The following is a 22,289-nucleotide window of genomic DNA, read 5'->3' as shown; positions in this document are numbered from 1 at the left end:
GAGAAACATCCCGGACACTTGTCAATGGTTGTTGCTGTGCGGTTATGTTGGCATCGCACGGCCGCCGCTGTGTGTGCACGTTCCCAAATGATCGAATTAATCGGGAGAGATCCATGCCGGAGACCACGCCCCAGGGCCTGACGAGGCTCGCCTTCGGTGGGGACTACAACCCCGAGCAGTGGCCGGAAAGCGTCTGGCGGGAGGACGTCCGGCTGATGCGGGAGGCCGGGGTCTCGATGGTGAGCGTCGGGATCTTCTCCTGGGCGCTCCTCGAACCGGAGCCCGGGAGGTACGACTTCGGCTGGCTCGACCGCGTCCTCGACCTGCTCCACGAGAACGGCGTCCGCGTCGACCTCGGCACCCCCACCGTCGTACCGCCCGCGTGGTTCTACCGCGCCCACCCCGACGCCCTGCCCGTCGCCGCCGACGGCACCCGCCTCGCCTTCGGCTCGCGCGGGGCGATCTGCCACAGCAACGCCGACTACCGCGCCGCCGCCGCGCACATCACCACCCGGCTCGCCGAGCGCTACGCCGACCACCCGGCGCTCGCGATGTGGCACGTCCACAACGAGTACGGCGTCCCCGTCTCCGCCTGCTACTGCGACTCCTGCGCCGCCCACTTCCGCCGCTGGTTGACCACCGTGTACGGCGGTGTCGACGCGGTCAACGACGCATGGGGGACCGCCTTCTGGGGCCAGCGCTACTCAACTCTTGACGAGATCAACCCGCCCCGGCTGGCCCCGACCGTCGGCAACCCCGCCCAGACGCTGGACTACCGCAGGTTCGCCGACGCGACCATGCGCGAGAACTTCCTGGCGGAGCGGGACATCCTGCACCGGCTCTCCCCGGGCGTCCCGGTCACCACCAACTTCATGACCGCCCTCAGCCAGTGCGACTCCGTCGACTACTGGGCCTGGGGCCGCGAGGTCGACCTCGTCACCAACGACCACTACCTGATCACCGACGGCCGCCGCACCCACGTCAACCTCGCCATGGCCGCCGACCTCACCCGCTCCGTCGCGGGCGGCGCGCCCTGGCTGCTCCTCGAACACTCCACCTCGGGCGTCAACTGGCAGCCCCGCAACCCGGCCAAGGCGCCCGGACAGATGGCCCGCAACTCCCTCGCCCACGTGGCGCGCGGCTCCGACGGCGCCATGTTCTTCCAGTGGCGGCAGTCCCGGCGCGGCGCCGAGAAGTTCCACTCCGCGATGGTCCCGCACGGCGGCACCGACACGCGCGTGTGGCGCGAGGTCGTCGCACTCGGCGCCGCCCTGGAATCGTTGAACGAGATCCGCGGCACCCGCACCGTCGCCGACGCGGCCCTGCTGTGGGACTGGCACTCCTGGTGGGCGCAGTCCCTGGACTGGCGGCCCAGCGAGGACGCCGACGCCCGCGAACGCGCCGACACCTTCTACGAGGCCCTCTACGACCGCCACCTCACCGTCGACTTCGCCCACCCGGAAGCCGACCTGTCGGCCTATCCCCTTGTCGTCGTCCCCGCCCTGTACCTGATGACGGAGGCGGCCGGTGCCAACCTGAAGCGGTACGTCGAGGGCGGCGGCACGCTCGTGGTGTCGTACTTCTCCGGCATCGTCGACGAGCACGACGCCGTGCACGAGGGCGCCTACCCGGGCGCGCTGCGGGACGTCCTCGGGCTCACCGTCGAGGAGTTCTCGCCGCTGCTCGCCGGGGAGCGGGTGCGGCTGACCGGGCCGGACGGCGCCGAGCTGGACGCCGACGTGTGGACGGAGTTCGTGGTGCCGCGCGGCGCCGAGACCGTGTGGACCTACGCCGACGGACTCACCGCGGGCCGCCCCGCCGTCACCCGGCACCGCCTCGGCGACGGCACCGCCTGGTACGTCTCCACCCGCCTCGGCACCGAGGGCCTCGACGCCGTGCTCGCCCTCGCCGGGGCGGACGCGCGCATCGCCCCGCGCGCCGACCTGCCGCGGGACGTGGAGGTCGTGCGCCGCGCGGGGGAGCAGGGCAGCTACCTGTTCGCCCTCAACCACACCGCCGTCGACGCGAAGGTGCCGCTGGACGGGTCCGGCACCGAACTGCTGACGGGAGAGCGCGCCGCGGGCCGCCTGGCGGTCCCCGCGGGAGCCGTACGGGTCGTGCGACTCGACGGCTGAGCCGACTCCCCTCCGCCCGTGCGAGCCGTGCGAGCCGCGGGCGGAGGGGCCGCCTCCGTCACCCGTGCGCCGCCCCCTGCCAGGGGCCGCGCCCCGGAACGTGACGGAGGTCCTTCATCCCCACCACGTCGAAGGGACGACGGACGATGATGTTCCATCCCAGACGCACACTCAAGGCCCTGCTGCCGCCCCTCGCGGCCGGGCTCGCCCTCACCGCCCTGCCCGCGCAGAGCGCCCAGGCCGCCAGCACCCTCACCAACGGCGGCTTCGAGGCCGACGGCACGGGCGCCGCCGTACCCAGCGGCTGGTCCGAGTACGGCTCGACGGCGGCCTCCTACACCGAGGCCGGTGGCCACAGCGGCGGGTACCGGCTCAGCCACTGGTCGTCGTCCGCCTACAAGGTGGAGACCTACCAGTACCTGTCCGGGCTGGCCAACGGCAGCTACCAGCTGACCGCGTGGGTCCGCTCCGGCGGCGGCCAGAACGCCGCGTACATAGCGCTGAAGAACTGCGGCGGCGCGGAACAGCGCACGGACCTGCCGGTCTCCTCGACGGGGTGGATCCGTATCGTCGTGCCGGTCAATGTCACCGGCAACCAGTGCACCATCAGCGTCAACAGTGACGCGAACGCGGGCAACTGGATCAATGTTGACGACCTGACCCTCACATCCGGTTCGTCAAGTACAGCGATCAAGGGTGCCGACATCTCCTCACTCGCCAAGAGCGAGGCCAAGGGCGGCGTCTACCGCACCGCCTCCGGCACCGCGGGCGACGCCCTCACCATCCTGCGCTCCGCCGGGATGAACTACGCGCGCCTGAAGGTCTGGGTGAACCCCGCCGACGGCTACAACAACAAGGCGCGCGTGCTGGCCGTCGCCAAGCGCGTCAAGGCGCAGGGCATGAAGCTCCTGGTCGACTTCCACTACTCCGACACCTGGGCCGACCCCGGCACCCAGACCAAGCCCGCCGCCTGGGCAGGCCACTCCTACGGCCAGCTCAAGACGGACGTGTACAACCACACGTACGACGTGCTGAACGCGCTGAAGGCGCAGGGCACCACCGCCGACATGGTGCAGGTCGGCAACGAGATCAACGGCGGCATGTTGTGGAGCGAGGGCTCCACCGACAACTGGACCCAGCTCGCCGGGCTGCTCAACTCCGGCTACGACGCCGTCAAGGCGGTCAGCCCCGCCACCACCGTCGCGCTGCACCTGGCCAAGGGCGGCGACCTCGCCGGAACCCGCTGGTGGTTCGACAACGCGGTGGCCAAGGGCGTCAGGTTCGACGTCATCGGGCTGTCGTACTACGGCTACTGGCACGGCACCCTGTCCGACTTCCAGACCACCCTGGACGACGCCGCCACCCGCTACGGCAGGCCCGTCTACGTCGCCGAGACGGCCTACCCGTTCCGGCTGGACAGCGAGGACGCGCTGGAGAACATCATCGACGTCAGCGGCGAACTGGTCCCCGGCTACCCCGCCAGCACGGCCGGGCAGACCCGCTGGATGAACGACGTCACCAGCATCGTCGAGGCCGTCCCGAACGGCCGCGGCCTGGGCGTCTTCTACTGGGAGGCCACCTGGACCGCCGTCAACGGCAACGGCTGGGACCCCGCCGACCCCGGCTCCGGCAACGGCTGGGAGAACCAGGCGCTGTTCGGGTACGACGACCGGGCGCTCCCGGCGATGGCGTGGTTCCGCCACCGCTGACCCCACCCAGCGGATGACGGCCCGCGCGTCAAGAGCCCGTCCGGTCCCGGACAAGGACCCCCGAGTCCGGGACACGGGGGTCTGCCGGGCGGCACAGTGGGAAGCCGTCTATGCAGAGCCGGACCGAGAGGGACGACGAGATGCTGAGGACTCCCGTCACTGGCGTGCGCCTGGACATCCTGGAGTGGCTGAAGGACCCGGCCGCCCACTTCCCCGCCCCACGGCACGCGGATCCCGTCACGGACGGCGTCACCGCCGCCGCGGTCGCCGCCCGGCTCGGCGTCCCCCGCCCCGTCGCGGAGCGCCACCTCGCCCTCCTCACGGCGATCGGCGTCCTGCGCACCAAGCGGATCCGGCGCCGTACGCACTACCGCCGCGACGAGGTCCGCATCGCCGAGGTCGCCCGGATGTTCGAGAAGGGGTGGTGAACGCGAGGATCGGGAGCCTGCCCGGGAGGGCGGTTCACCGACAGGCGCCGGGGCGGGCCCTCCCGAAGTGACCGTTCCCCGGGCCCGGAGTTACGCTGTTGCCCGGCCGCGATCACCCGCGCGGCGCGGCGGTGGGGCCCGCCGTACCCGAACCGCGGCACCGGTGCCGCCAACGGTCCCTCCCGCGACGACAGGCGCCCGTCCGGGCCCGGCGAGGAGGAGACGTACGACGATGACCGCCCCCGAGGCCGACAGCCTCCCCCTGGACCGCCGCCCCGCACGCGGGTCGGCCCGGCGCGCACAGCTCCCCGTCGTCGCGGTCGTCGCGCTCGGCGGCGGCGCGGGCGCGGCGGCCCGCTACGCGATGACCCTGCGCTGGCCCGCCGACCCGGGCGGCTTCCCCTGGGCCGTCTTCTGGGCCAACGCCGTCGGCTGCGCCGTCATCGGCGTGTTCCTGGTGGCCGTCACCGAGGGCCGCCCCGCCCACCCGCTGCTGCGGCCCTTCTTCGGCACCGGCGTCCTCGGCGGCTTCACCACCTTCTCCACCTACGCCGTCGGCATCCACGACCTGCTGGACGCGGGCCGCCCCGGCACCGCCCTCGCCTACCTCGCCGCCACCCTCCTCACGGCGCTCACGGCGGTGTGGCTCACGGCGACGGCGGCCCGCCGCGTCCTGACCCGGAGGCGGCGATGACCCGGCTGACCGGGCGCGCCCTGCGCCTGACCGTCCTCGTCGGTGAGAACGACATCTGGCACCACCGGCCGCTGTACTCCGAGATCGTGCACCGCGCGCGGGAGGCCGGACTCGCGGGCGCCAGCGTCTTCCGGGGCGTGGAGGGCTTCGGCGCGTCCTCCCTGATCCACACCTCCCGGCTGCTGTCCCTCAGCGAGGACCTGCCGGTGGCCGTGGTGATCGTCGACACCGAGGAGCGGGTACGGGCGTTCCTGCCACGGCTCGACGAACTCGTCACCGAGGGCCTGGTCACCCTCGACGCGTGCGAGGTCATCCGGTACGTGGGCCGTGAGGGCGCCGGGTGAACTGGTTCCTCGTCGTCGCGGGCGGCATGGTCGGCGCCCCGCTGCGCTATCTGACCGACCGCGCGGTGCAATCCCGGCACGACTCCGTCTTCCCGTGGGGCACCCTCACCGTCAACGTCGTCGGCAGCCTGCTCCTCGGCCTCCTCACCGGCGCCGCCGTCGCCGGAGCCGCCGACTCCCACCTGCTGCTGTTCCTCGGCACGGGGCTGTGCGGCGCCCTGACGACGTACTCGACCTTCTCCTACGAGACCCTGCGGCTCGCCGAGTCCGGCGCCCGGCTGTACGCCGCCGCGAACGCGCTGGTGAGCGTGGCGGCGGCGCTGGGCGCGGCGTTCGCGGGGGTGGCGGTGGCGCGGGCGGTGTGGGGCTGACCCCGGGCGGTGTGGGGCTGGCACCGGGCGGTGTGGGGCTGACCCCGGGCGGTGTGGGGGTCACACCGGGCCGTGTGGGGCTGACCCCGGGCCCCCGCACGATCCGTTCTTGACACCGCACCGACCAGCGCCGCACCATCGCTCCCGTGAACCTGTCAGACAGCCAGACAGCCGCCGCGCAGGGGGCCGCCCCGGCGCCGCCGCGTCGCGTCAGCGCGATGGAGGCCGTGCTCGCGCACCTGCGCGGCGCGATAGAGCGCGGTGAGTACGAGATCGGGGACAAGCTGCCCTCCGAGGCGGAGCTGTGCCGCACCCTGGAGGTCTCCCGGCCCGTGCTGCGGGAGGCCCTGCGCGCGCTCCAGACCATGGGGCTGACCGTCTCCAGGACCGGCAAGGGCACCTTCGTCGTCGCCGCCACGGTCGAGGACCCGACCTTCGGCGACTACGCGGCCAGCGACCTGCTGGAGGTCCGCCGCCACGTGGAGATCCCCGTCGCCGGGTACGCGGCGGCCCGCCGCACCCCGGAGGACCTGGACCACCTCGCCCACCTGCTGGACCGGATGGAACGGGAGACCGACACCACGGCCTGGGTCGCCATGGACACCCTCTTCCACCTCGCCGTGGCCGAGGCGGCCCAGAACCCCGTCTTCCGCCGGGTCATCGAGGAGATCCGGGACGCGCTGGCCCGCCAGTCGGCGTTCCTCAACCAGCTCGGCGGCCGACGCGAGCAGTCCAACCGCGAGCACCGCGCCATCGTCGAGGCGCTGACCGACGGCAGCGAACAGGACGCGCGGGACGCCATGGCCCACCACATCGACCGCGTCGAGACCACCCTCACCGCCATCGTGCGCGCCACGGGCACCGACTGAACCACCAGTCGCCCCCGTCACCCTTCACCCTTCACCACCCGTCGAAGACAGAAACAGGCACTGATGCACCACATCTCCGCCGCGGCGGCACCCCCCGTCCGCGAACCCCGCCACGCCCCCGTCGCCCACCTGATACGCGGCGGGGTCGTCGAGGGCGTCCACTACGGCTCCGTCGTCGTCCTCGGCGCCGACGGCCGGACCGAGTTCCAGCTCGGCGACACCGACGCCGCGTGCTACCCGCGCTCGGCGCTCAAGCCCGTGCAGGCCGTCGCCATGGTCCGCGCCGGTCTCCCGCTCGACGGCGCGCTGCTGTCGCTCGCCGCCGCCAGCCACTCCGGCGAGGAGCGCCACCTCACCGGCGCCCGCCGCATCCTCGAACTCGCCGGGCTCACCGAGGCCGACCTGCGCAACGTGCCCGACCTGCCGCTGGACCCGGAGGTCCGGGACGGCTGGGTCCGCGCGGGCCGGGCACCCTCCCGGCTCGCCCAGAACTGCTCCGGCAAGCACGCCGCGATGCTGCACACCGCCCGCCTCAACGGCTGGACCCTCGACGACTACCTCGACCCCGCGCACCCCCTCCAGCGGGCCGTCGCGGAGACCGTCGAGGACCTCACCGGGCAGCGCGTCGCCCACGTCACCGTCGACGGCTGCGGCGCCCCGCTGTTCGCCGTCTCCCTGACCGGGCTGGCCCGCGCCGCCGCCCGGCTCACCACCGCCGCGCCGGGCACTCCCGAGGCACGGGTCGCCGACGCGGTGCGCGCCCACGCCGAGATGGCCTCCGGCGCCGGGCGCGACGTCGCCGCGCTGATGCGGGCCGTGCCGGGACTGCTAGCCAAGGACGGCTACGAGGGCGTCCAGGTCGCCGCGCTGCCCGACGGCCGGGCCGTCGCCGTGAAGATCGCCGACGGTGCCCGCCGGGCCCGCGTCCCCGTCACCGCCGCCGCCCTCGCCCTCGCCGGGGTCGACCCGGACCTCCTCACCCCGTTCACCGGCGAGACGGTCCTCGGCGGCGGCGCACCAGTGGGCACGGTCCGCGCGGCCCCCGCCCTCACCGGCGCACCGGTCGCGGCGTCGGCCTGAACGAGTCCCGCCCAGCGGGAGGGGCCGCCTCACGGACTCCGGGGGGGGTCCCACAGGCCCCTCCCCGCGATCACACGTCCGACACGCAGCCGCTCCCGCCCGGCGACCCCGCCGTCGCTTTCCGGCCACCCGTCCTCGCCACGCTGGCCGGGTGCTGGCCATGGCCCCTCCCGTCGACCTCCGCCGCTGCCAGGTGCTCGGCCTGGCCGGAACCGCCGTCCTCGCGGCGGGCGGTGAGACCGCCGGAGCCCTGCCCGCGCGCGAGCTGCTGGCGCCGTCCTCCGCCGGGGCCGCGCTCGGCCTGGTCGGCGTGTACTTCGGCGTCGTCCTGCTGATCGCCGCCTGGGCGCTGCTCGGCCGTCTGCTGCGCGGCCCCGAACCGCCCTCCCCGCGCGCGCTGCTGCTGGTGCTCGCGCTGTGGGCGGCCCCGCTGCTGCTCGCGCCGCCGCTGTTCAGCCGCGACGTGTACAGCTACCTCGCGCAGGGCGCCATGGTGGACGCCCGGCTCGACGTCTACACCTACGGCCCGTCCCACCTCGGCGGCCCGCTCGCCGACGAGGTCGCCCCGCTGTGGCAGCACACGGCGGCCCCCTACGGCCCGGTCTTCCTCACCGCCGCCGCCGCGCTGTCCGCGCTCACCAGCGGCGAACTCCCCGCGGGCCTGCTCGGGATGCGGCTGCTCGCGCTGCTCGGCGTGGCGCTGATGGCCGTAGCCCTGCCCCGGCTCGCCCGGCACACCGGCGCCGACCCGGCCGCCGCGCTGTGGCTCGGCGCCCTGAACCCGCTGGTGCTGCTGCACCTGGTCGCCGGTGCGCACAACGACGCGCTGATGCTGGGCCTGCTCGGCCTCGGACTGGTCGCCGCGCTCGGCCGCTGGCCCGCCCTGGGCGCCGTACTCGTCACCCTCGCCGCGCTGGTGAAGGCGCCCGCCGCGCTGGGCCTGGCCGCGGTCGTCGTCCTCCAACGGCGCGCGGGCCGCCGTCCCGCGCGGGCGGTGCTGTCGACCGCCGGCGCCGCCGCCGTCACCACGGTCGCCGCGACCGCCGCCGCGGGCACCGGCTACGGCTGGATCGCCGCCCTCGACACCCCCGTCTCCCCGCAGAACTGGGCCCTCACCAGCCTCCTCGGCCGCGCCACCCGCGCCCTGCTGGAACACCTCGGCAGCGATCTCGCGCCGCTCGCCGTGCCCGCCTGGCACGCCCTCGGCCTCGCCCTGACCGCCGGTCTGCTCGTCGCCATCTGGTGGCGGTTCAGGCCGAGCCCGGTCTACGCGCTCGGCCTGAGCCTGGCCGCGGTGGCCGCCCTCGGCCCTGCGATCCGCCCCTGGTACGCGCTGTGGGGCCTGTTCCTCATTGCCGCCGCCGCGCCCGACTCCGCGCCGCGCCACCGCCTCACCGCCGTCCCGTGCGTGCTCGCGCTGGCCGCGCTGCCCAGCGGTGGTCCGGCCCACACGGGACAGCTCGTCCTCGCCGTCTCCGGCGGGGTGCTCGCCGTGGTCGTCCTGTGGCAGGCCCACCAGGCGGCCAGCGCGCCGGTGCTGGGCCGTACCGCGTGACCGGCGCCCGCAGGCCGCCGCGCACCGACCGCGGACGGCTGCTCCTCGTCCTCGCGCTCGCCGCCGCCGTGACCGCGTTCACCGCGACCGTGCCGCTCCTGCGGGACTGGTTCGACCTGCGCGTCTACCACGGCAGCGTCGACCACTGGCTGCGCCGGGGAGGCGCCCTGTACGACTACCGGGTGCCGGGGACGCCGTACGGCTTCACCTACCCGCCGTTCGCCGCCGTCGCCATGTCCCCGATGGCCCTCGTCGGGCTGCCCGTCGCCATCGCGCTCACCCTGCTGCTCGACCTGGCCGCCCTCGCCGTGGCCGTGCACGTGCTGACCGAGGGGGCGTGGCGGCGGTACGGCTGGTACGGCTGCGCCCTGGGCTGCTGTCTGCTCGCGCTGTACGAACCCCTGCGCGACACCCTCAGCTTCGGCCAGGTCAACCTGCTGCTGCTGGCCCTCGTCCTGGCCGACGCCCGGCTGCTCGGCACCGGCCGGGACCGCTGGGCGGGCGCGGGCATCGGACTCGCGGCGGCGGTCAAGCTGACGCCCCTGGTCTTCGTCGGCCTGCTGCTGCTCGCCCGGCGCTGGCGGGCGGCGGCCAACGCCACCGCGGTCACCGTCGCGGCGACCGCGTGCGCGGCGCTGGTCGCGCCCGACGCCTCCCGCTCCTACTGGACGCACGCCCTGTGGGACACCTCCCGCGTCGGCCGCCTGGACTACGTCTCCAACCAGTCGGCGCAGGGCGTCCTCGCCCGGCTGGCGGAAGGCGAGCCGAGCCGCGCGCTGTGGGCGGTCGCCGTCCTCGGCGTGCTGGCCGGGTGGGCGTGGCGGGCCCGGCGGGCGGCGGCGGCCGGTGACTGGCAGGGGGCGTTCGCGCTGACCGGGCTGACGGCCTGCCTGGTCAGCCCGGTCACCTGGGTGCACCACCTCGTCTGGCTGCTCCCGTCGTTCGCGGTCCTGCTGCGCGCCGGACGCGTCCGGGTCGCGGGCGCGCTGTACGCGGTGCTGTGTACGAGCGTGGTGTGGCTGTGGGCTGACGACGCCTCCGGCATCGACGGCTTCCTCGGCTCCAACGCCTACGCCTGGATCACCCTGGGCCTGCTGCTGTGGCTGCCGGTGCGTCAGACGGACGTCCAACGGCGCGTCAGGAGCCGTAGCGCCAGCGCCATGGCGGCGCCGCCCACCGCCGCAGCGCCCGCGATCGCCGCCGTCTCCGGCCAGCCGGGCCCGGCGTCCGACGCGGCGGCGGCCACGGGTGTCGCCGCGGGGCCGGGCAGCGCCCTGGCGCGTGGCGGCACCGCGAGCGAACCCACCGGCAGCACCCGCCCGACGGCGCCGAACCCCCAGTCGAGCAGCGCGCGGGCCTCCTCGTAGACGGCGTGCGGGCCGCCCGCCCGCGGGTTCATCACGGTGACGACCAGCGTGCGACCGGCGCGCCGCGCGGCGGCGATCAGGGTGTGCCCCGCCTTGCTGGTGTAGCCGTTCTTCACCCCGACGAGCCCCGGGTAGCGGGCCACGCCGTCGGCCCCGGTCAGCAGCCGGTTGGTGTTCCTGATGGGGTACGGCCGTCCGTCGCGCCCCGGGAAGCGGGCCGTCACGGTGGCGCAGTACCGCGCGAAGTCGGCGTTGCGCAGCCCCGCCCGGCCGAACACCGCGAGGTCGTACGCCGACGACACCTGGCCCGGCGCGTCATAGCCGTCCGGTGACACCACGCGCGTGTCCCGCGCCCCCAGCGACCGCGCCCTGGCCTGCATCCGCGCCGCCGTACCGCGCCAGCCGCCGGTCATCCCGGCCAGCACGTGCACGGCGTCGTTGCCGGAGCTGAGGAAGACACCGCGCCACAGGTCCGCCACCCGGTAGGCGTGCCCCTCGGTGACCCCGACCAGGCTGCTGCCCGCGCCGATCCCCTTCAGCTCCCCGGCGCGCACGGTGTGCCGCACGCCGCCGGGCAGCACCGGCAGCACGGTCAGCGCGAACAGCGTCTTCAGGGTGCTGGCGGGCGGCAGCGCGCGGTGGGCGTCCCGGGCGGCGAGGACGGCGCCGCTGTCGGCGTCGGCCACCACCCAGGACAGCGCCGACACCCGGGGCAGCGGGCGCACCCCGGCGGGCGCCCGTACCTGGGGGCCGGGGCGCAGCAGTGGGTCCGGGCGCGGTGCCGTGCTCCGTGGGCCGTCGGTCGGGCCGGGGTCGGCGCCGCCCGGGGTGCCCGCCGCGTGCGGCGCGATCCCCAGCACGCCCGTCGCGCAGAGCGCGCAGGTGGCCGCGACCGCCCGGAAAGAGAATCTGATCATCATATGAGCAACGTAGGAACGGTCCCGTCCCGCTCCTTGCTGGCCGGGCCGGGGACCCGGCGCGAGCACCCGGATGGCGGTCCGGCGGCGGGCGGTCAGCCGCTGGGCAGCGTCGGCTGGACGCGCCGCAGGAAGGTGGCGTTGTCCGGGGTCTCCCGCATCCGCTTGAGCAGCGTCTCCACGGGGGCGTCGCCGTCCCGGGGCGTCAGCGCGCGGCGCAGCCCGCGTACGGCGGTGGACTCGGCGGGGGAGAGCAGGAGTTCCTCGCGGCGGGTGCCGGACGCGGCGATGTCGACGGCGGGGAAGACCCGGCGGGAGGCGAGTTCGCGGCTCAGGCGCAGCTCCATGTTGCCGGTGCCCTTCAGCTCCTCGAAGAAGAACTCGTCGGCGCGGGAGCCGGTTTCGACCAGCGCGGTGGCGAGGATCGTCAGCGAGCCGCCCTCCTCGGCGAGCCGCGCGGCGCCGAACCACCGCTTGGGTCCCTGGAGCGCGGCGGCGTCGACACCGCCGCTGAGGGTGCGGCCACCGGAGCCCGCCGCGTTGTTGTGGGCCCTGCACAGCCGGGTGAGGGAGTCGAGCAGGATGACGACGTCCTCACCGGCCTCGACGAGCCGCTTGGCCCGCTCGACGACCAGCTCGGCCAGCGCGATGTGCTGCCTGGGCGTCCGGTCGAAGGTCGAGGCGTACACCTCGCCGCGCACCGAGCGCCGCATGTCGGTGACCTCCTCGGGCCGTTCGTCGAGCAGCACCACCATCAGACGGCACTCGGGGTGGTTCCCGGCGACGGCGGCGGCGAGCTGCTGGAGCAGCACGGTCTTGCCGGTCTTGGGCGGGGCGACGACCAGGCCGCGCTGGCCCTTGCCGACCGGGGCGAGCAGGTCGGTGACGCGCCCGGTCAGCCCGGACGCGGGGTGTTCGAGCCGCAGCCGCTCACGCGGGTGCAGCGGGGTGAGGTCGTGGAAGTGCCGCCTGCCGCGCAGCGCGTCGGGGGTGCGGCCGTTGACGCGGGCGACGCCGGTCAGTTCCCGCCGCTCGCCGCGGACGGCCTCGACGAGGTCGCCCTTGCGCAGCCCGTGACGGCGGATCAGCGCGGCGGAGAGCTGCGGGTCGTCGGGGGACGGGTGCAGGCTCACGGGCCGCAGTCGGCCGCCCTTCCCGCCCGCGTCGACGTCGAGGACGCCGGTGACGATCCGGGTGGACTGCTGTTGCCCCACGGGGGGTTCGAGGGTGGTGGTCATGCGGTGGGTCCTTTCACGGACGGAAGCAGGGAGGTCGTACGGACGAGACGCGGAGAAGGAAGGGGAAGGCCGCGACGAGCGGAGGGCCCAGGGGCACGCCTCCGGGCGGCGGGAACACCACCTCGGACACGCCGTCGACGTGGAGGAGGCGAGGTGCGAAAAGCCGGTACGCCCGGCCGGAGAAACAGCGGGCGGTTCGGCTGGAGGAGAGGAGAACACGCACCGGCGCCGGAGAGCCGGGCGCCAGACAGGTGCTTTCAGCACCGTACCACGCGGGACTCAGCGTTCGGCGAGGAGTCCGTACAGCAACGGGATACGGGGCTCGGGGAGCCGCCACCAGCCGGACGGCGTACGGACCATCTGCGGCCAGCGCGGCCACGGCAGTTCGTCGCTCTCCCGCAGGGAGCGCACGGTGAGTCCCGCCGCCGTCAACGCGCCGAGGACCTCTCCTATTCCGTGCATCCACTCGTAGCTGTCGGTGGCGCCCTCGACGGCCGGGCCGTCGGTGTAGGTGTGGGTGCCGTCCCGGTGCACGGGCCCGGCCCCGCCCAGGTAGTCGTGGCGCAGCAACAGTTCGGGACCCTCGCCGGGGCCGGGCTTGGGGCCCAGCGCGTTCAGCAGGGGGTGGAACTCGACGACGTACAGCAGGCCCCCGGGCCGCAGCAGCCGGGCCACCACGTCGGCCCAGCGGTCCAGGTCCGGCAGGTAGCACAGGGCGCCCTTGCCGGTGTAGACGACGTCGAAGCGCCGCCCGCCGAGCGCCCGCACGGCGTCGTACACGTTGGCCCGCACGTAGTCGACGTCGACGCCCGCGCGGGCCGCGACCCCGGTCGCGGCGGCGACGGACGCCGCCGAGAAGTCGAGGCCGACGGCGCGGGCGCCGCGCCGCGCGAAGGCGATGGTCTCGGTGCCCAGGTGGCACTGGAGGTGGAGCACGTCCCGTCCGGAGACCTCGCCCAGGTCCCGCCACTCCCAGGGCGCGAACCAGCGGGACGGGTCAGGGTCGCCGTCCAGTCCGTAGAAGCGGCTGGCCAGGTGGACGGGGGTGCGGGCGTCCCAGTTCGCCTGGTTGGCCCGCATCAGCCGGTCGTCCCGCTCGTCGCTGGTCATGGGGACATCCAAGCGCACCCGCGCCCGGTCGCGCCGGGAAGGGAACGGATCCGGCCGGTGTTGCACGAACAGGACACCGACTGCACGCAACCCGCCCCCGGCGGCCCGATCCGGGGCCGTGCCCGAACGGCGCACGGTACGACCTGACACCGTAGGGACGGCTCCGCTCCCGCCGTCCGGCACCCACCCAGGAGAGACGCGGCATGGACATGCCTTTGACCACCGAACGGCTCGTGATCCGCGACTGGAGACTCGACGACGCCGACGCCGCCCTGGAGATCTACGGCTCCCCGGACGTCGCGCACTGGCTCACCCCCGCGATGGAGCGGGTCCGGGACGCCGACGCCATGCGCGCGGTGCTCCAGGCGTGGCAGGAGTGCCAGCCCAACCTGCCCCCGCCCCGGGGCCGCTGGGCGATCGAACGGCGCGCGGACGGCGCGGTCGTCGGCGGCCTCGGCATCCGGCTGCTGCCGCCGTACGAGGACGACCTGGAACTGAGCTGGCAGCTCGCCCCGAGCGCCTGGGGCCAGGGGTACGCCGTGGAGGGCGCCCGCGCGCTGGTCGAGTGGGCGTTCACCCACGACACCGACGAGCTGTTCGCCGTCGCCCGCCCCGCCAACCAGCGGGCCGTCGCCACCGCCAAGCGGCTCGGGATGCAGTGGGTCGGTGAGACCGCCAAGTACTACGACCTGCGCCTCCAGGTCTACCGCGTCCGCCCCGCCGACCTGGTCTCCTGACCGGCCTGCGCCTGCCGGGCGATCGCGTCGAACCGCGCGCCCATGGCCGCCGCCAGCGCCTGCGCGCCCGACAGCGGGCGGACCATCACGGTGAGGGCGTCGATCAGACCGTCCTCACCGACGTGGAGGAAGTCGCAGCCCTCGATCTCCCGGTCGCCGACCCGCGCGGTGAACACCAGCGCGTGGTCGCGGCCGTCACCGCCCTCCAGTTCGCGCGCGTACCGGAAGTCCTCGAAGACCTCGATGACCTCGCGCAGGATCGCCGCCGTCATCGCCTTGCCGGTGTACGGCTTGAACACGACCGGGCTGCTGAAGACGACGTCCTCGGCCAGCAGCGCCTCCACGGCGTCCAGGTCCCGCTTCTCGACGGCCTCACGGAAGGCTCGCATCGCCACCCCCACAGTTGGATAGTCAATTTGGTGAATAGGTGCGGATGACAGTAGCCAGCCTTCGGGGGGCTGTCCAGATGCCGTAGGGTGACGCCGGTGTTCAGCCCCGAAGGTCCCACGCTCCGTGAACTCGCGGTGCAGGCGCTGTCCTCCGTCGAGCGCGGCTACGACCTGCTCGCGCCCAAGTTCGACCACACGCCCTTCCGTACGCCGGACGCGGTGCTCGACGCCGTCGCGGCGGCCCTCGGGCGCCTCGGGCCCTTCGACGCGGGCCTCGACCTGTGCTGTGGGACGGGCGCCGGGCTGCGCGCGCTCGCCCCGGTGTGCCGGGAGCGGATCACCGGCGTCGACTTCAGCGCGGGGATGCTCGACGTCGCCCGGGAGCGGACGCCCGACGAGGCCGACGGGCCGCGCGTGTCCTGGGTGCGGGCGGACGCGCGGGCGCTGCCGTTCGGGCCCGCCTTCGACCTGGTCGTCAGCTTCGGGGCGTTCGGGCACTTCCTGCCCCGGGAGCTGCCGGGACTGTTCACCGGGGTCCGCTCCGTGCTGCGGCCCGGCGGCACCTTCGCCTTCCCCGTGGTCGCGCCGCCCGGCCCCGCGTCGCCCGCCTACTGGATGCTGCTGGGCTTCGACGCGGCGATGCGGGTGCGCAACGCCGTGTGGCGGCCCCCGTTCGTCATGTACTACCGCGCCTTCCGCCTCGCTGACGTCCTGCGGGAACTCCGGGCCGCCGGGTTCCGTACCGAGCTGTACGCCCTGCCCGAGTTCGGGCGGCGGCGCGACGGGAGCCCGCGGGTGCGCCTGGTCGCCGCCCGCGGGCTCGCCGGGGTCAGCCAGCGGCGGGCTGGGTGAACTCGTAGACCAGCGTGTCCTGTCGGGCGTCCACGACCAGCTCGGTGATCTCCAGGGGGCGCGCGTACTGGTCGTGCACCAGCCGGGTCACCCGCACCGAGGGCCGGTCCGGGAGGCGGGTGATGGCGTCCCGGTGGTGCAGGGCCAGGCCCGCCCTGCGCATCCAGTCGTAGGCCCGGCCGAGTTGGGCCGCCGCGGTGCCGTCGGCGCGCTCGCGGTACCGGCCCAGCTCGTCGACCTCGGCCAGCGCCACCGCCGAGAACGACGTCACCGCGGTGCGCAGTCCCGTGCCGTCGGCCGCGAAGGACTCGTAGTGGTGCATCAGCGTCGGCCGGTGCGGGGCCAGGCCCAGCGCCGTCGCGTGCTCGACCGGGGGCGCCTGCCAGGTGACGGTGGACCGGTCGACGGCGGCCGGGTCGGCGGCGCGGGCGCCCACCGGGAAGGTGAGCGGGGAGAGGTGCTCCACGGGCGGTCCGGGCAGCGCGGCGTGGCTGCCGCGCCGGTCGGTGGCGACCAGGCCGCCTCTGCGCAGCAGCTCCAGCGCCTGGCGGACGGTGTCCCGGCTGACGCCGAAGCGCTCGGCCAACCGCCGCTCGCCCGGCAGCCGTTCGCCGGGCGGCACACTGCCGTCGCGCAGCCCGTCGAGCAGCTCCGAGGCGACCTGCCGGTACCGGGGCCGCAGTCGCGGGGGTTCCTCGTCGAGAGGGTGGTCGTGCGGGGTGGTGCGGGCCATGCCGCGCCTCCTGTTGGTGACGTGCCGTAGCCGTGCGGGCTCATTGCGCCACCAGATCTAGCATTGGTCTAAACCACTTGGGAAGGGCGGTCCGGCGATACGGCCGAAACCGGACGGCGCGGCGGGCCGTCGCTGGCTCCCACAAGGGCGCCCCCCCGCCGCTCACAGGGCGGCGTACACCGCCTCCACCAGCGCCATCTTCCGCGGGTCGTCGGCGATGTGCGGGCCCATCCGGTTCATCACATAGCCCAGCGACACCCCCGCGTCCGGGTCCGCGAGACCGCAGGAACCGCCGAAGCCGTCGTGGCCGAACGCCCTCGGGTTGGGCCCGTAGCCGCCGCGCGGCCCGCTCAGCCACACCCCGAGCCCCAGCTCCGTGTCGGCGCCGAGCCCCGCCCCGAGCACCAGGTCGCGGCAGCTTCCCTGCCCCTCGCGCGCCCGCTCGACGGCCTCCGGGGACAGCACCCGGTGGCCACGGTAGGAGCCCCGCCCGGCGAAGATCCCGTACAGCGCGGCGACGGCCCGCGCGGTGCCGTGCCCGTTGGCGGCGGGTATCTCCGCGGACCGCCACTCGGGCGTGCCCGTCTCCGCCGCGCCGACCACGGGGTTGGCGATCGCGGCGAGGACCAGCGGGGGCAGCCCCGGGGAGGCGTCGGGGCGTTCGCCCGAGGCCGGGGGCGCCGCCTGGACCAGTTCCGCCGCCCGGTCCCACTCCGTCTTCGGCAGCCCCACGGTGAAGTCGATGCCGAGCGGTCCGGTCACCTCGCGCTCCAGGAAGGCGCCGGGCCGCAGCCCGCTGACCCGGCGCACCACCTCGCCGACGAGGTGGCCGTAGGTCAACGCGTGGTAGCCGGACCGGGTGCCCGGCTCCCACCAGGGCTCGGTCGCGGCGAGCCGGGCCGTCGTCAGCTCCCAGTCGCACAGCTCCTCGAAGGAGTGCCGCTCACGCAGGCCCGCCAGGCCCGCCCGGTGCGACAGCAGGTGGCGTACCAGGACGTCCTCCTTGCCCGCCGCGGCGAATTCCGGCCAGTACGCGGCCACTGGGGCGTCGAGATCGAGCAGCCCCCGGTCCGCGAGGAGGTGCGCGCACAGCGCCACCGGGCCCTTCGTCGTCGACCACACGTTGACGAGCGTGTCCCGCTCCCAGGGGCGGGTGCGCGCCGCGTCCGCCCAGCCGCCCCACAGGTCGACCACCGTCTCGCCGCCGACCGTGACGGCGACGGCGGCGCCCAGCTCACCCCGGTCCCGGAAGTTCTCCTCGAACGCCGTGCGCACCGCCGCGAAACGGGGGTCGCAGTGACCGTGCACGGCCTCGGCTGCGGACTCGGACATGGGCCCTCCCTGGGTCGGCGGAAAGCCCGGACGCGACACCGCGACCCGGGCTCCCCAGAACGTACCGACTGGTCGGACTGGAGGGAAGGGGTGGTCAGCCGCCCGGCGGTCCCGCCCCCGCTTTCCGCCCGCTCAGCCGTGCGAACGCAGCCAGCGCAGCTTGGCCGCCTCGTGGTAGGCCCCGCCGCCCTCGTGGTCGTTGAACTCGTACACCTCGATCGCGCGGTCCTCGTGCGCCCAGGCGTTGAACGCCGCGAACACCGTCGACGGCGGGCAGGTCTGGTCCTCCAGGGCCACCGAGAACAGCGTCGGCGCCTGCGCGCGGGCGGCGAAGTGCACGCCGTCGAAGTACGACAGGGTGCGCCGGACGTCGTCCGCCCGGCCGCGGTGGATCTTCAGGTAGCGGCCGATCTCGCGGTACGGGTCGCGGTCGGTGAGCGTCGTCGCGCGCGGGAAGTCGCACAGGAACGGCACGTCGGGCGCGGCGCCGACCAGGTCGGGGACCAGGCCCGCGACCGCGATGGTGATGCCGCCGCCCTGGCTGCCGCCCGTCACCACGGTCCGGGACGCGTCCGTCAGCGGGTGCGAGCGGGCCGCCTCCACCGCGCGCACGGCGTCCGTGAACACCCGCCGGTAGTAGTAGTTCTCCGGCGCGTCGATCCCCCGCGTCATGAACCCCGGGTGGGAGGGCGCCGCGCCCGCCGGGTCGGGGGTGTCGCCGCCCGCGCCCCAGGCGCTGCCCTGGCCGCGGGTGTCCATCAGGAAGTGCGCCCGCCCGGCGGACGCCCACAGCAGGTGCTCGTGCGGGAGGCCGCGTCCGCCGCCGTAGCCGACGTACTCCACCAGCAGGGGAAGCGGTTCCCGTGCGGCGGCGGGCAGGGTCAGCCAGCCCTTCACCGGGTGCCCGCCGAACCCGGCGAACGTCACGTCGTGGACCTCGACCGTGGACAGCCCCGTGTCGACCGGCTCGAACCGTGCGTCCAGGTCGAACTCGCGCGCCTCGGCCAGGGTCTTCGCCCAGAAGACGTCGAAGTCGTCGGGCTCGGTGGAGTCGCTCCGGTACTCGCGGAGCTCCTCGATCGGTAGGTCGAACAGGGCCATGAATGACCGCCTTTGTGCTGGTGCCGGTGGTGATCACACCGTACGTGGCCGCACCCGCCGATCGCCAGAGTCAGGCGTAGAAAGCGCTGTCATCGCGCAGGGTGTGACACGGTCGCTCACACCCCCCGGCGCGTCCACTCCGGCTCGGTGCGCGCCCACTCCCGCTCCCACTCGGCCAGCCGCCGCCGGGTGGCGGCCCGGCGCATCGCCGCGTGCCCGAGGAGGACGACGGCGACGGCGCCGCCCGTGGCGCACACGCCCATCGCGAACGCGTGCTCCCGGACCGCGGAGCCGTCCGGCGGCGGGGGCACGGGACGGCTGCGCGCGTCGACCCAGAGCGGCACCGTGTCCCCGGCGCGGGTGCCGCCGGGAACCCGCGCGGTGGCCGTACGCGGCTGCCCGCCTGGCCGCTCCACCCAGCGCACCGTCGCCCGGAACGCGTCCTCCCCACCGCCCTCCGCCGTCCCCAGCGACCGCGTGGCCCGGCCGACCACCTCCGCGTCGACCTGCCGCCGCTCGGCGCGCAGCGCCGCCGCCGCGGCCCGCGCCTCGCCGTGCGCCCACCGGGCCGCCGCCAGCCCCGCCAGCGGCGCGCCCACCAGCAGCAGGACGACGACCGCCAGCACCGTCCACGCCTCGACGACGTCCGACCTGCGACGCAGCGGGTTGCGGCGCCACCGCCAGCCCCGCACCTGGGTCCGCATGTCCGCCTCCGCGCGGTGTGTACGCGTGGAATTCCTACCCCGCTCGCGTACCCCGTGCGGCGCACCTCGCTCACGGTGACGGCGACCGGAGCGGGACCGGCCCGCGGGACGGCCGAACCGACCCGCGGGACGGCCGGGGGCGTCCTCGGATCAGCCGAAGCGTTCGATCCGGATGCGGTCCACCGGCTGCCCGGCCGCGACCAGCAGCCGGGAGGCGTGCTCCGCGAACCCGTTGGAGCCGCACACGTACGCCTCCCAGCCGCCCGCCGGGCGCTTGGCCAGCAGCGGCGCGAGGTGGGCCGCGGACAGACGGCCCACCGGCACGCCCTCGGGCGCGGTGCGGGTGAACACCGGCGTCGTCTCCGGGCCGTACTCGCGCGCGTAGATCAGGTCCTCGGGGCCGCGCGCCGACACCAGCAGCCGCAGCGGCACGGTGAGGCCGCGCGCCCGGTGGTGGCGCACCATCGACATCAGCGGTACGACGCCGGAACCCGCGCCGAGCAGCAGCGCGGGGCGGTCGCCGGGCCAGGCGAAGAAGCCGCTCACCGGGCCGCGCACCTCCACCTGGTCCCCGGGACGGGCCTCGGTGTGGAACCAGCCCGACACCTCGCCGCCCGCGACGTGGTCGAGGGTCAGCTCCACGTGCCCGGAGCCGTCGTCCGCGGAGGCGATGGAGTAGTGCCGCTGGGCGGTGTAGCCGTCGGCGGCGGTCAGCCGCAGCATCAGGTGCTGGCCCGGCACGTGCCCCGGCCAGCCGGGCACCGCGAACCGGAAGGTGGCCGCGCGCGGCGTCTCCCGGCGGACCTCGGTGAGGGTCGCCGTCCGCCAGTGGGCCGCGGCGGGCGCGGTCACCTCGATCCGGCCGGGCACGGCGAACCGCGCGGGCGGCGCGAACGCGGGGGCCGTGGCGTCAGTCGCCCGCATAGCGCTGCTCCTCCCAGGGGTTGCCGCGGTGGTGGTAGCCGTTCTTCTCCCAGAAGCCGGGCTCGTCGTGGTCGAGGAGGCGCAGGCCCGCGATCCACTTGGCGCTCTTCCAGAAGTACAGGTGCGGCACCAGCAGCCGCGCCGGGCCGCCGTGCTCGGCGGGCAGCGGCTGGCCGTCGTACTCCCAGGCGATCCAGGCGCGTCCGCCGGTCAGGTCGGCGAGCGGGAGGTTGGTGGTGTACCCGGTGTGCGACCAGGCGACGGCGTGCGTGGCGGTCGGCAGCGGGCGCGCCGCGGCCAGGAACGCGTCCAGGGAGACGCCGCCGAAGCGCACCCCGAACTTCGACCAGCTCGTCACGCAGTGGATGTCGCCCTCGTACGCCGACCGGGGCAGCGCGTGGGCCTGCGCCCAGTCCCAGGTGCGGGGCGCCTCGACGAGGCCGTCGACGCGGAAGGTCCACTCCTCGGGCGTCAGCTCGGGCGTGACCTCCGCGGACAGGACGGGCCAGTCGTCGCCCGCGTCGTACTGCCCGGGCGGCAGCCCCGGGTTGGGGACGCGCGGGCGCCCGGTGAAGCCTCGGGTGACGTTCATACGGGTGGTGCCTCCAGGCCGTCGTACGGCGGCCCGACTCTCGGTGCGGTGGGTGGTGACGCGGGTTCTTGCAGGTTCAACCGTACGGGGCCGGGGGTGGCGCGCGGAAACCACCTGCGGTGTTCGAGCGGTGGGGGTACAGTGACGCCCGGCCGGGGCGGTCCCGGCGCTGACCTTTGGAGGTGAGACCCATTACCGCTGTATCGGCTCGGGCCCTCTCACCTCGTCCCCGGCGGTAGCCGGATCCGAGAGCGCCCTTCGGCACCCGAAAGGCCACCGGCTCCCATGCCCGTCCCACCTCGTTCCCCCTCCCACTCTCCTGCCTCCGTCGTGGCCGCGCTGCGCGCCGCGGGCTGCGTCTTCGCCGAGGAGGAGGCCGAACTGCTGCTCGCCGCCGCCCGCACCCCGGACGAGCTGACGTCCCTGGTGGACCGGCGCGCCCGCGGCCTGCCCCTCGAACACGTGCTGGGCTGGGCCGGATTCCGCGGTCTGCGGATCGCCGTCGAACCGGGCGTGTTCGTACCCCGGCGGCGCACCGAGTTCCTCGTCGAGCAGGCCCTCGCGCAGGCCCCGGACGCGTCCGTCGTCGTCGACCTGTGCTGCGGCTCCGGCGCGGTCGGCGCGGCCCTCGCGGACGCCCTCGGCCGGGTCGAGCTGCACGCCGCCGACATCGACCCGGCGGCCGTGCGCTGCGCGCGGCGCAACATCGCCGGCTACGGCGGTCAGGTCCATGAGGGCGACCTGTTCGCCGCGCTTCCCGACGGGCTGCGCGGGCGCGTCGGCCTGCTCGCCGCGAACGTGCCGTACGTCCCCAGCGGCGAGGTCGGCCGACTGCCCGCCGAGGCCCGCGACCACGAGCCGCTGACCGCCCTGGACGGCGGCGCGGACGGCCTCGACGTGCTGCGCCGGGTCGCGGCCGGGGCGGCGCGGTGGCTGGCGCCCGGCGGCTGCGTGCTGGTCGAGACGAGCGGACGCCAGGCACCGGAGGCCGTACGGATCTTCGCCGCGGCGGGGCTCTCCGCGCGGGTCGCCGTCTCGGAGGAGTGGAGCGCGCACGTGGTGATCGGGACGTGTGCCTAGGGGCGGGTGCGTCTGAGAGGTGCGTGCG

The 22,289-nt window shown here is 75.0% G+C and carries 22 protein-coding genes and 1 pseudogene; 13 read left to right on the top strand and 10 right to left on the bottom strand.

All coding sequences use genetic code 11. The annotated features are described in order from the left end of the window. Window positions 1-113: 113 nt before the first annotated feature. From ACFQZ6_RS02925 to ACFQZ6_RS02880, 10 genes are all read left to right on the top strand, one after another. Window positions 114-2,135: a beta-galactosidase gene (locus ACFQZ6_RS02925; RefSeq protein ID WP_381604767.1), complete on the top strand. Its 2,022-nt coding sequence runs from the start codon at window positions 114-116 to the stop codon at window positions 2,133-2,135. 149 nt (window positions 2,136-2,284) lie between these two features. Beyond that, window positions 2,285-3,844: a glycoside hydrolase family 53 protein gene (locus ACFQZ6_RS02920; RefSeq protein ID WP_381618022.1), complete on the top strand. Its 1,560-nt coding sequence runs from the start codon at window positions 2,285-2,287 to the stop codon at window positions 3,842-3,844. Between the two features lie 140 nt (window positions 3,845-3,984). Next, window positions 3,985-4,272, top strand: a complete 288-nt coding sequence (locus ACFQZ6_RS02915) for an ArsR family transcriptional regulator (RefSeq protein WP_381604766.1) — start codon at window positions 3,985-3,987, stop codon at window positions 4,270-4,272. A gap of 232 nt (window positions 4,273-4,504) precedes the next feature. After that, window positions 4,505-4,966, top strand: a complete 462-nt coding sequence (gene crcB / locus ACFQZ6_RS02910; RefSeq protein ID WP_381604765.1) for a fluoride efflux transporter CrcB — start codon at window positions 4,505-4,507, stop codon at window positions 4,964-4,966. Continuing rightward, complete coding sequence (locus ACFQZ6_RS02905) at window positions 4,963-5,310, top strand: DUF190 domain-containing protein (protein ID WP_381604764.1); 348 nt, start codon at window positions 4,963-4,965, stop codon at window positions 5,308-5,310. Before crcB (ACFQZ6_RS02910) ends, ACFQZ6_RS02905 begins: the two co-directional genes overlap by 4 nt. Continuing rightward, window positions 5,307-5,681 (top strand): fluoride efflux transporter CrcB, encoded by a 375-nt coding sequence (gene crcB / locus ACFQZ6_RS02900; protein WP_381604763.1) that lies wholly within the window; start codon window positions 5,307-5,309, stop codon window positions 5,679-5,681. The genes ACFQZ6_RS02905 and crcB (ACFQZ6_RS02900) overlap by 4 nt, the downstream gene beginning before the upstream one ends. Before the next feature lie 146 nt (window positions 5,682-5,827). Then, the gene (locus ACFQZ6_RS02895) at window positions 5,828-6,550 is read left to right on the top strand and encodes a FadR/GntR family transcriptional regulator (protein WP_381604762.1); all 723 of its coding nucleotides are present in this window, start codon (window positions 5,828-5,830) and stop codon (window positions 6,548-6,550) included. Between the two features lie 63 nt (window positions 6,551-6,613). Then, window positions 6,614-7,630 carry an asparaginase gene (locus ACFQZ6_RS02890; protein ID WP_381604761.1) on the top strand — a complete coding sequence of 339 codons (1,017 nt, stop codon included), beginning with the start codon at window positions 6,614-6,616 and terminating at the stop codon, window positions 7,628-7,630. 160 nt (window positions 7,631-7,790) lie between these two features. Then, a complete protein-coding gene (gene mptB, locus ACFQZ6_RS02885) occupies window positions 7,791-9,185 on the top strand; it encodes a polyprenol phosphomannose-dependent alpha 1,6 mannosyltransferase MptB (RefSeq protein WP_381604760.1) in 1,395 nt (464 codons plus the stop codon). Beyond that, on the top strand, window positions 9,182-10,552 hold the full coding sequence (locus ACFQZ6_RS02880) for a glycosyltransferase 87 family protein (protein ID WP_381618019.1): 1,371 nt from the start codon (window positions 9,182-9,184) through the stop codon (window positions 10,550-10,552). Before mptB ends, ACFQZ6_RS02880 begins: the two co-directional genes overlap by 4 nt. Window positions 10,553-10,587: 35 nt before the next feature. Here ACFQZ6_RS02880 and ACFQZ6_RS02875 read toward each other — a convergent pair. The 3 genes and pseudogenes from ACFQZ6_RS02875 to ACFQZ6_RS02865 all read right to left on the bottom strand — a co-directional run. Next, a pseudogene (locus tag ACFQZ6_RS02875) lies at window positions 10,588-11,469 on the bottom strand (D-alanyl-D-alanine carboxypeptidase family protein); the annotation flags it as partial. 95 nt (window positions 11,470-11,564) lie between these two features. Continuing rightward, window positions 11,565-12,707, bottom strand: coding sequence for a transcription termination factor Rho (gene rho / locus ACFQZ6_RS02870; protein WP_381604759.1), 1,143 nt, complete (start codon window positions 12,705-12,707; stop codon window positions 11,565-11,567). Window positions 12,708-12,986: 279 nt separating this feature from the next. Continuing rightward, window positions 12,987-13,817, bottom strand: a complete 831-nt coding sequence (locus tag ACFQZ6_RS02865) for a class I SAM-dependent methyltransferase (RefSeq protein ID WP_381604758.1) — start codon at window positions 13,815-13,817, stop codon at window positions 12,987-12,989. Between the two features lie 203 nt (window positions 13,818-14,020). Between ACFQZ6_RS02865 and ACFQZ6_RS02860 the strand changes: the two genes are divergently transcribed. Further along, window positions 14,021-14,554: a GNAT family N-acetyltransferase gene (locus ACFQZ6_RS02860; protein WP_381604757.1), complete on the top strand. Its 534-nt coding sequence runs from the start codon at window positions 14,021-14,023 to the stop codon at window positions 14,552-14,554. Here the strand turns inward: ACFQZ6_RS02860 and ACFQZ6_RS02855 are convergent. Next, window positions 14,521-14,943 carry a nuclear transport factor 2 family protein gene (locus tag ACFQZ6_RS02855; RefSeq protein WP_381604756.1) on the bottom strand — a complete coding sequence of 141 codons (423 nt, stop codon included), beginning with the start codon at window positions 14,941-14,943 and terminating at the stop codon, window positions 14,521-14,523. The genes ACFQZ6_RS02860 and ACFQZ6_RS02855 overlap by 34 nt on opposite strands. A gap of 96 nt (window positions 14,944-15,039) precedes the next feature. Between ACFQZ6_RS02855 and ACFQZ6_RS02850 the strand changes: the two genes are divergently transcribed. Next, complete coding sequence (locus tag ACFQZ6_RS02850) at window positions 15,040-15,795, top strand: class I SAM-dependent methyltransferase (RefSeq protein WP_381604755.1); 756 nt, start codon at window positions 15,040-15,042, stop codon at window positions 15,793-15,795. Here ACFQZ6_RS02850 and ACFQZ6_RS02845 read toward each other — a convergent pair. From ACFQZ6_RS02845 to ACFQZ6_RS02820, 6 genes are all read right to left on the bottom strand, one after another. Then, window positions 15,773-16,528, bottom strand: a complete 756-nt coding sequence (locus tag ACFQZ6_RS02845) for a GntR family transcriptional regulator (RefSeq protein WP_381604754.1) — start codon at window positions 16,526-16,528, stop codon at window positions 15,773-15,775. The two genes, ACFQZ6_RS02850 and ACFQZ6_RS02845, sit on opposite strands and share 23 nt — an antisense overlap. A gap of 162 nt (window positions 16,529-16,690) precedes the next feature. Then, on the bottom strand, window positions 16,691-17,860 hold the full coding sequence (locus ACFQZ6_RS02840) for a serine hydrolase domain-containing protein (protein WP_381604753.1): 1,170 nt from the start codon (window positions 17,858-17,860) through the stop codon (window positions 16,691-16,693). Window positions 17,861-17,992: 132 nt separating this feature from the next. Next, the gene (locus ACFQZ6_RS02835) at window positions 17,993-18,961 is read right to left on the bottom strand and encodes an acetylxylan esterase (protein WP_381604752.1); all 969 of its coding nucleotides are present in this window, start codon (window positions 18,959-18,961) and stop codon (window positions 17,993-17,995) included. 116 nt (window positions 18,962-19,077) lie between these two features. Continuing rightward, window positions 19,078-19,665: an Rv1733c family protein gene (locus ACFQZ6_RS02830; protein WP_381604751.1), complete on the bottom strand. Its 588-nt coding sequence runs from the start codon at window positions 19,663-19,665 to the stop codon at window positions 19,078-19,080. Between the two features lie 150 nt (window positions 19,666-19,815). Continuing rightward, complete coding sequence (locus ACFQZ6_RS02825; protein WP_381604750.1) at window positions 19,816-20,589, bottom strand: ferredoxin reductase; 774 nt, start codon at window positions 20,587-20,589, stop codon at window positions 19,816-19,818. Next, entirely contained in the window at window positions 20,576-21,181 is a 606-nt protein-coding gene (locus tag ACFQZ6_RS02820) for a sulfite oxidase-like oxidoreductase (protein ID WP_381604749.1), read from the bottom strand. The genes ACFQZ6_RS02825 and ACFQZ6_RS02820 overlap by 14 nt, the downstream gene beginning before the upstream one ends. A 285-nt stretch (window positions 21,182-21,466) precedes the next feature. Here ACFQZ6_RS02820 and ACFQZ6_RS02815 point away from each other — a divergent pair, with 285 nt between their 5' ends. Next, entirely contained in the window at window positions 21,467-22,261 is a 795-nt protein-coding gene (locus ACFQZ6_RS02815; protein ID WP_381604748.1) for a putative protein N(5)-glutamine methyltransferase, read from the top strand. Window positions 22,262-22,289: the final 28 nt, after the last annotated feature.

It is taken from the genome of Streptomyces flavalbus, assembly GCF_042674625.1.
Lineage (GTDB): Bacteria > Actinomycetota > Actinomycetes > Streptomycetales > Streptomycetaceae > Streptomyces > Streptomyces flavalbus.
Note: the sequence above shows the minus strand (reverse complement) of the source record. Positions and strands in the feature narration are given on the sequence as shown.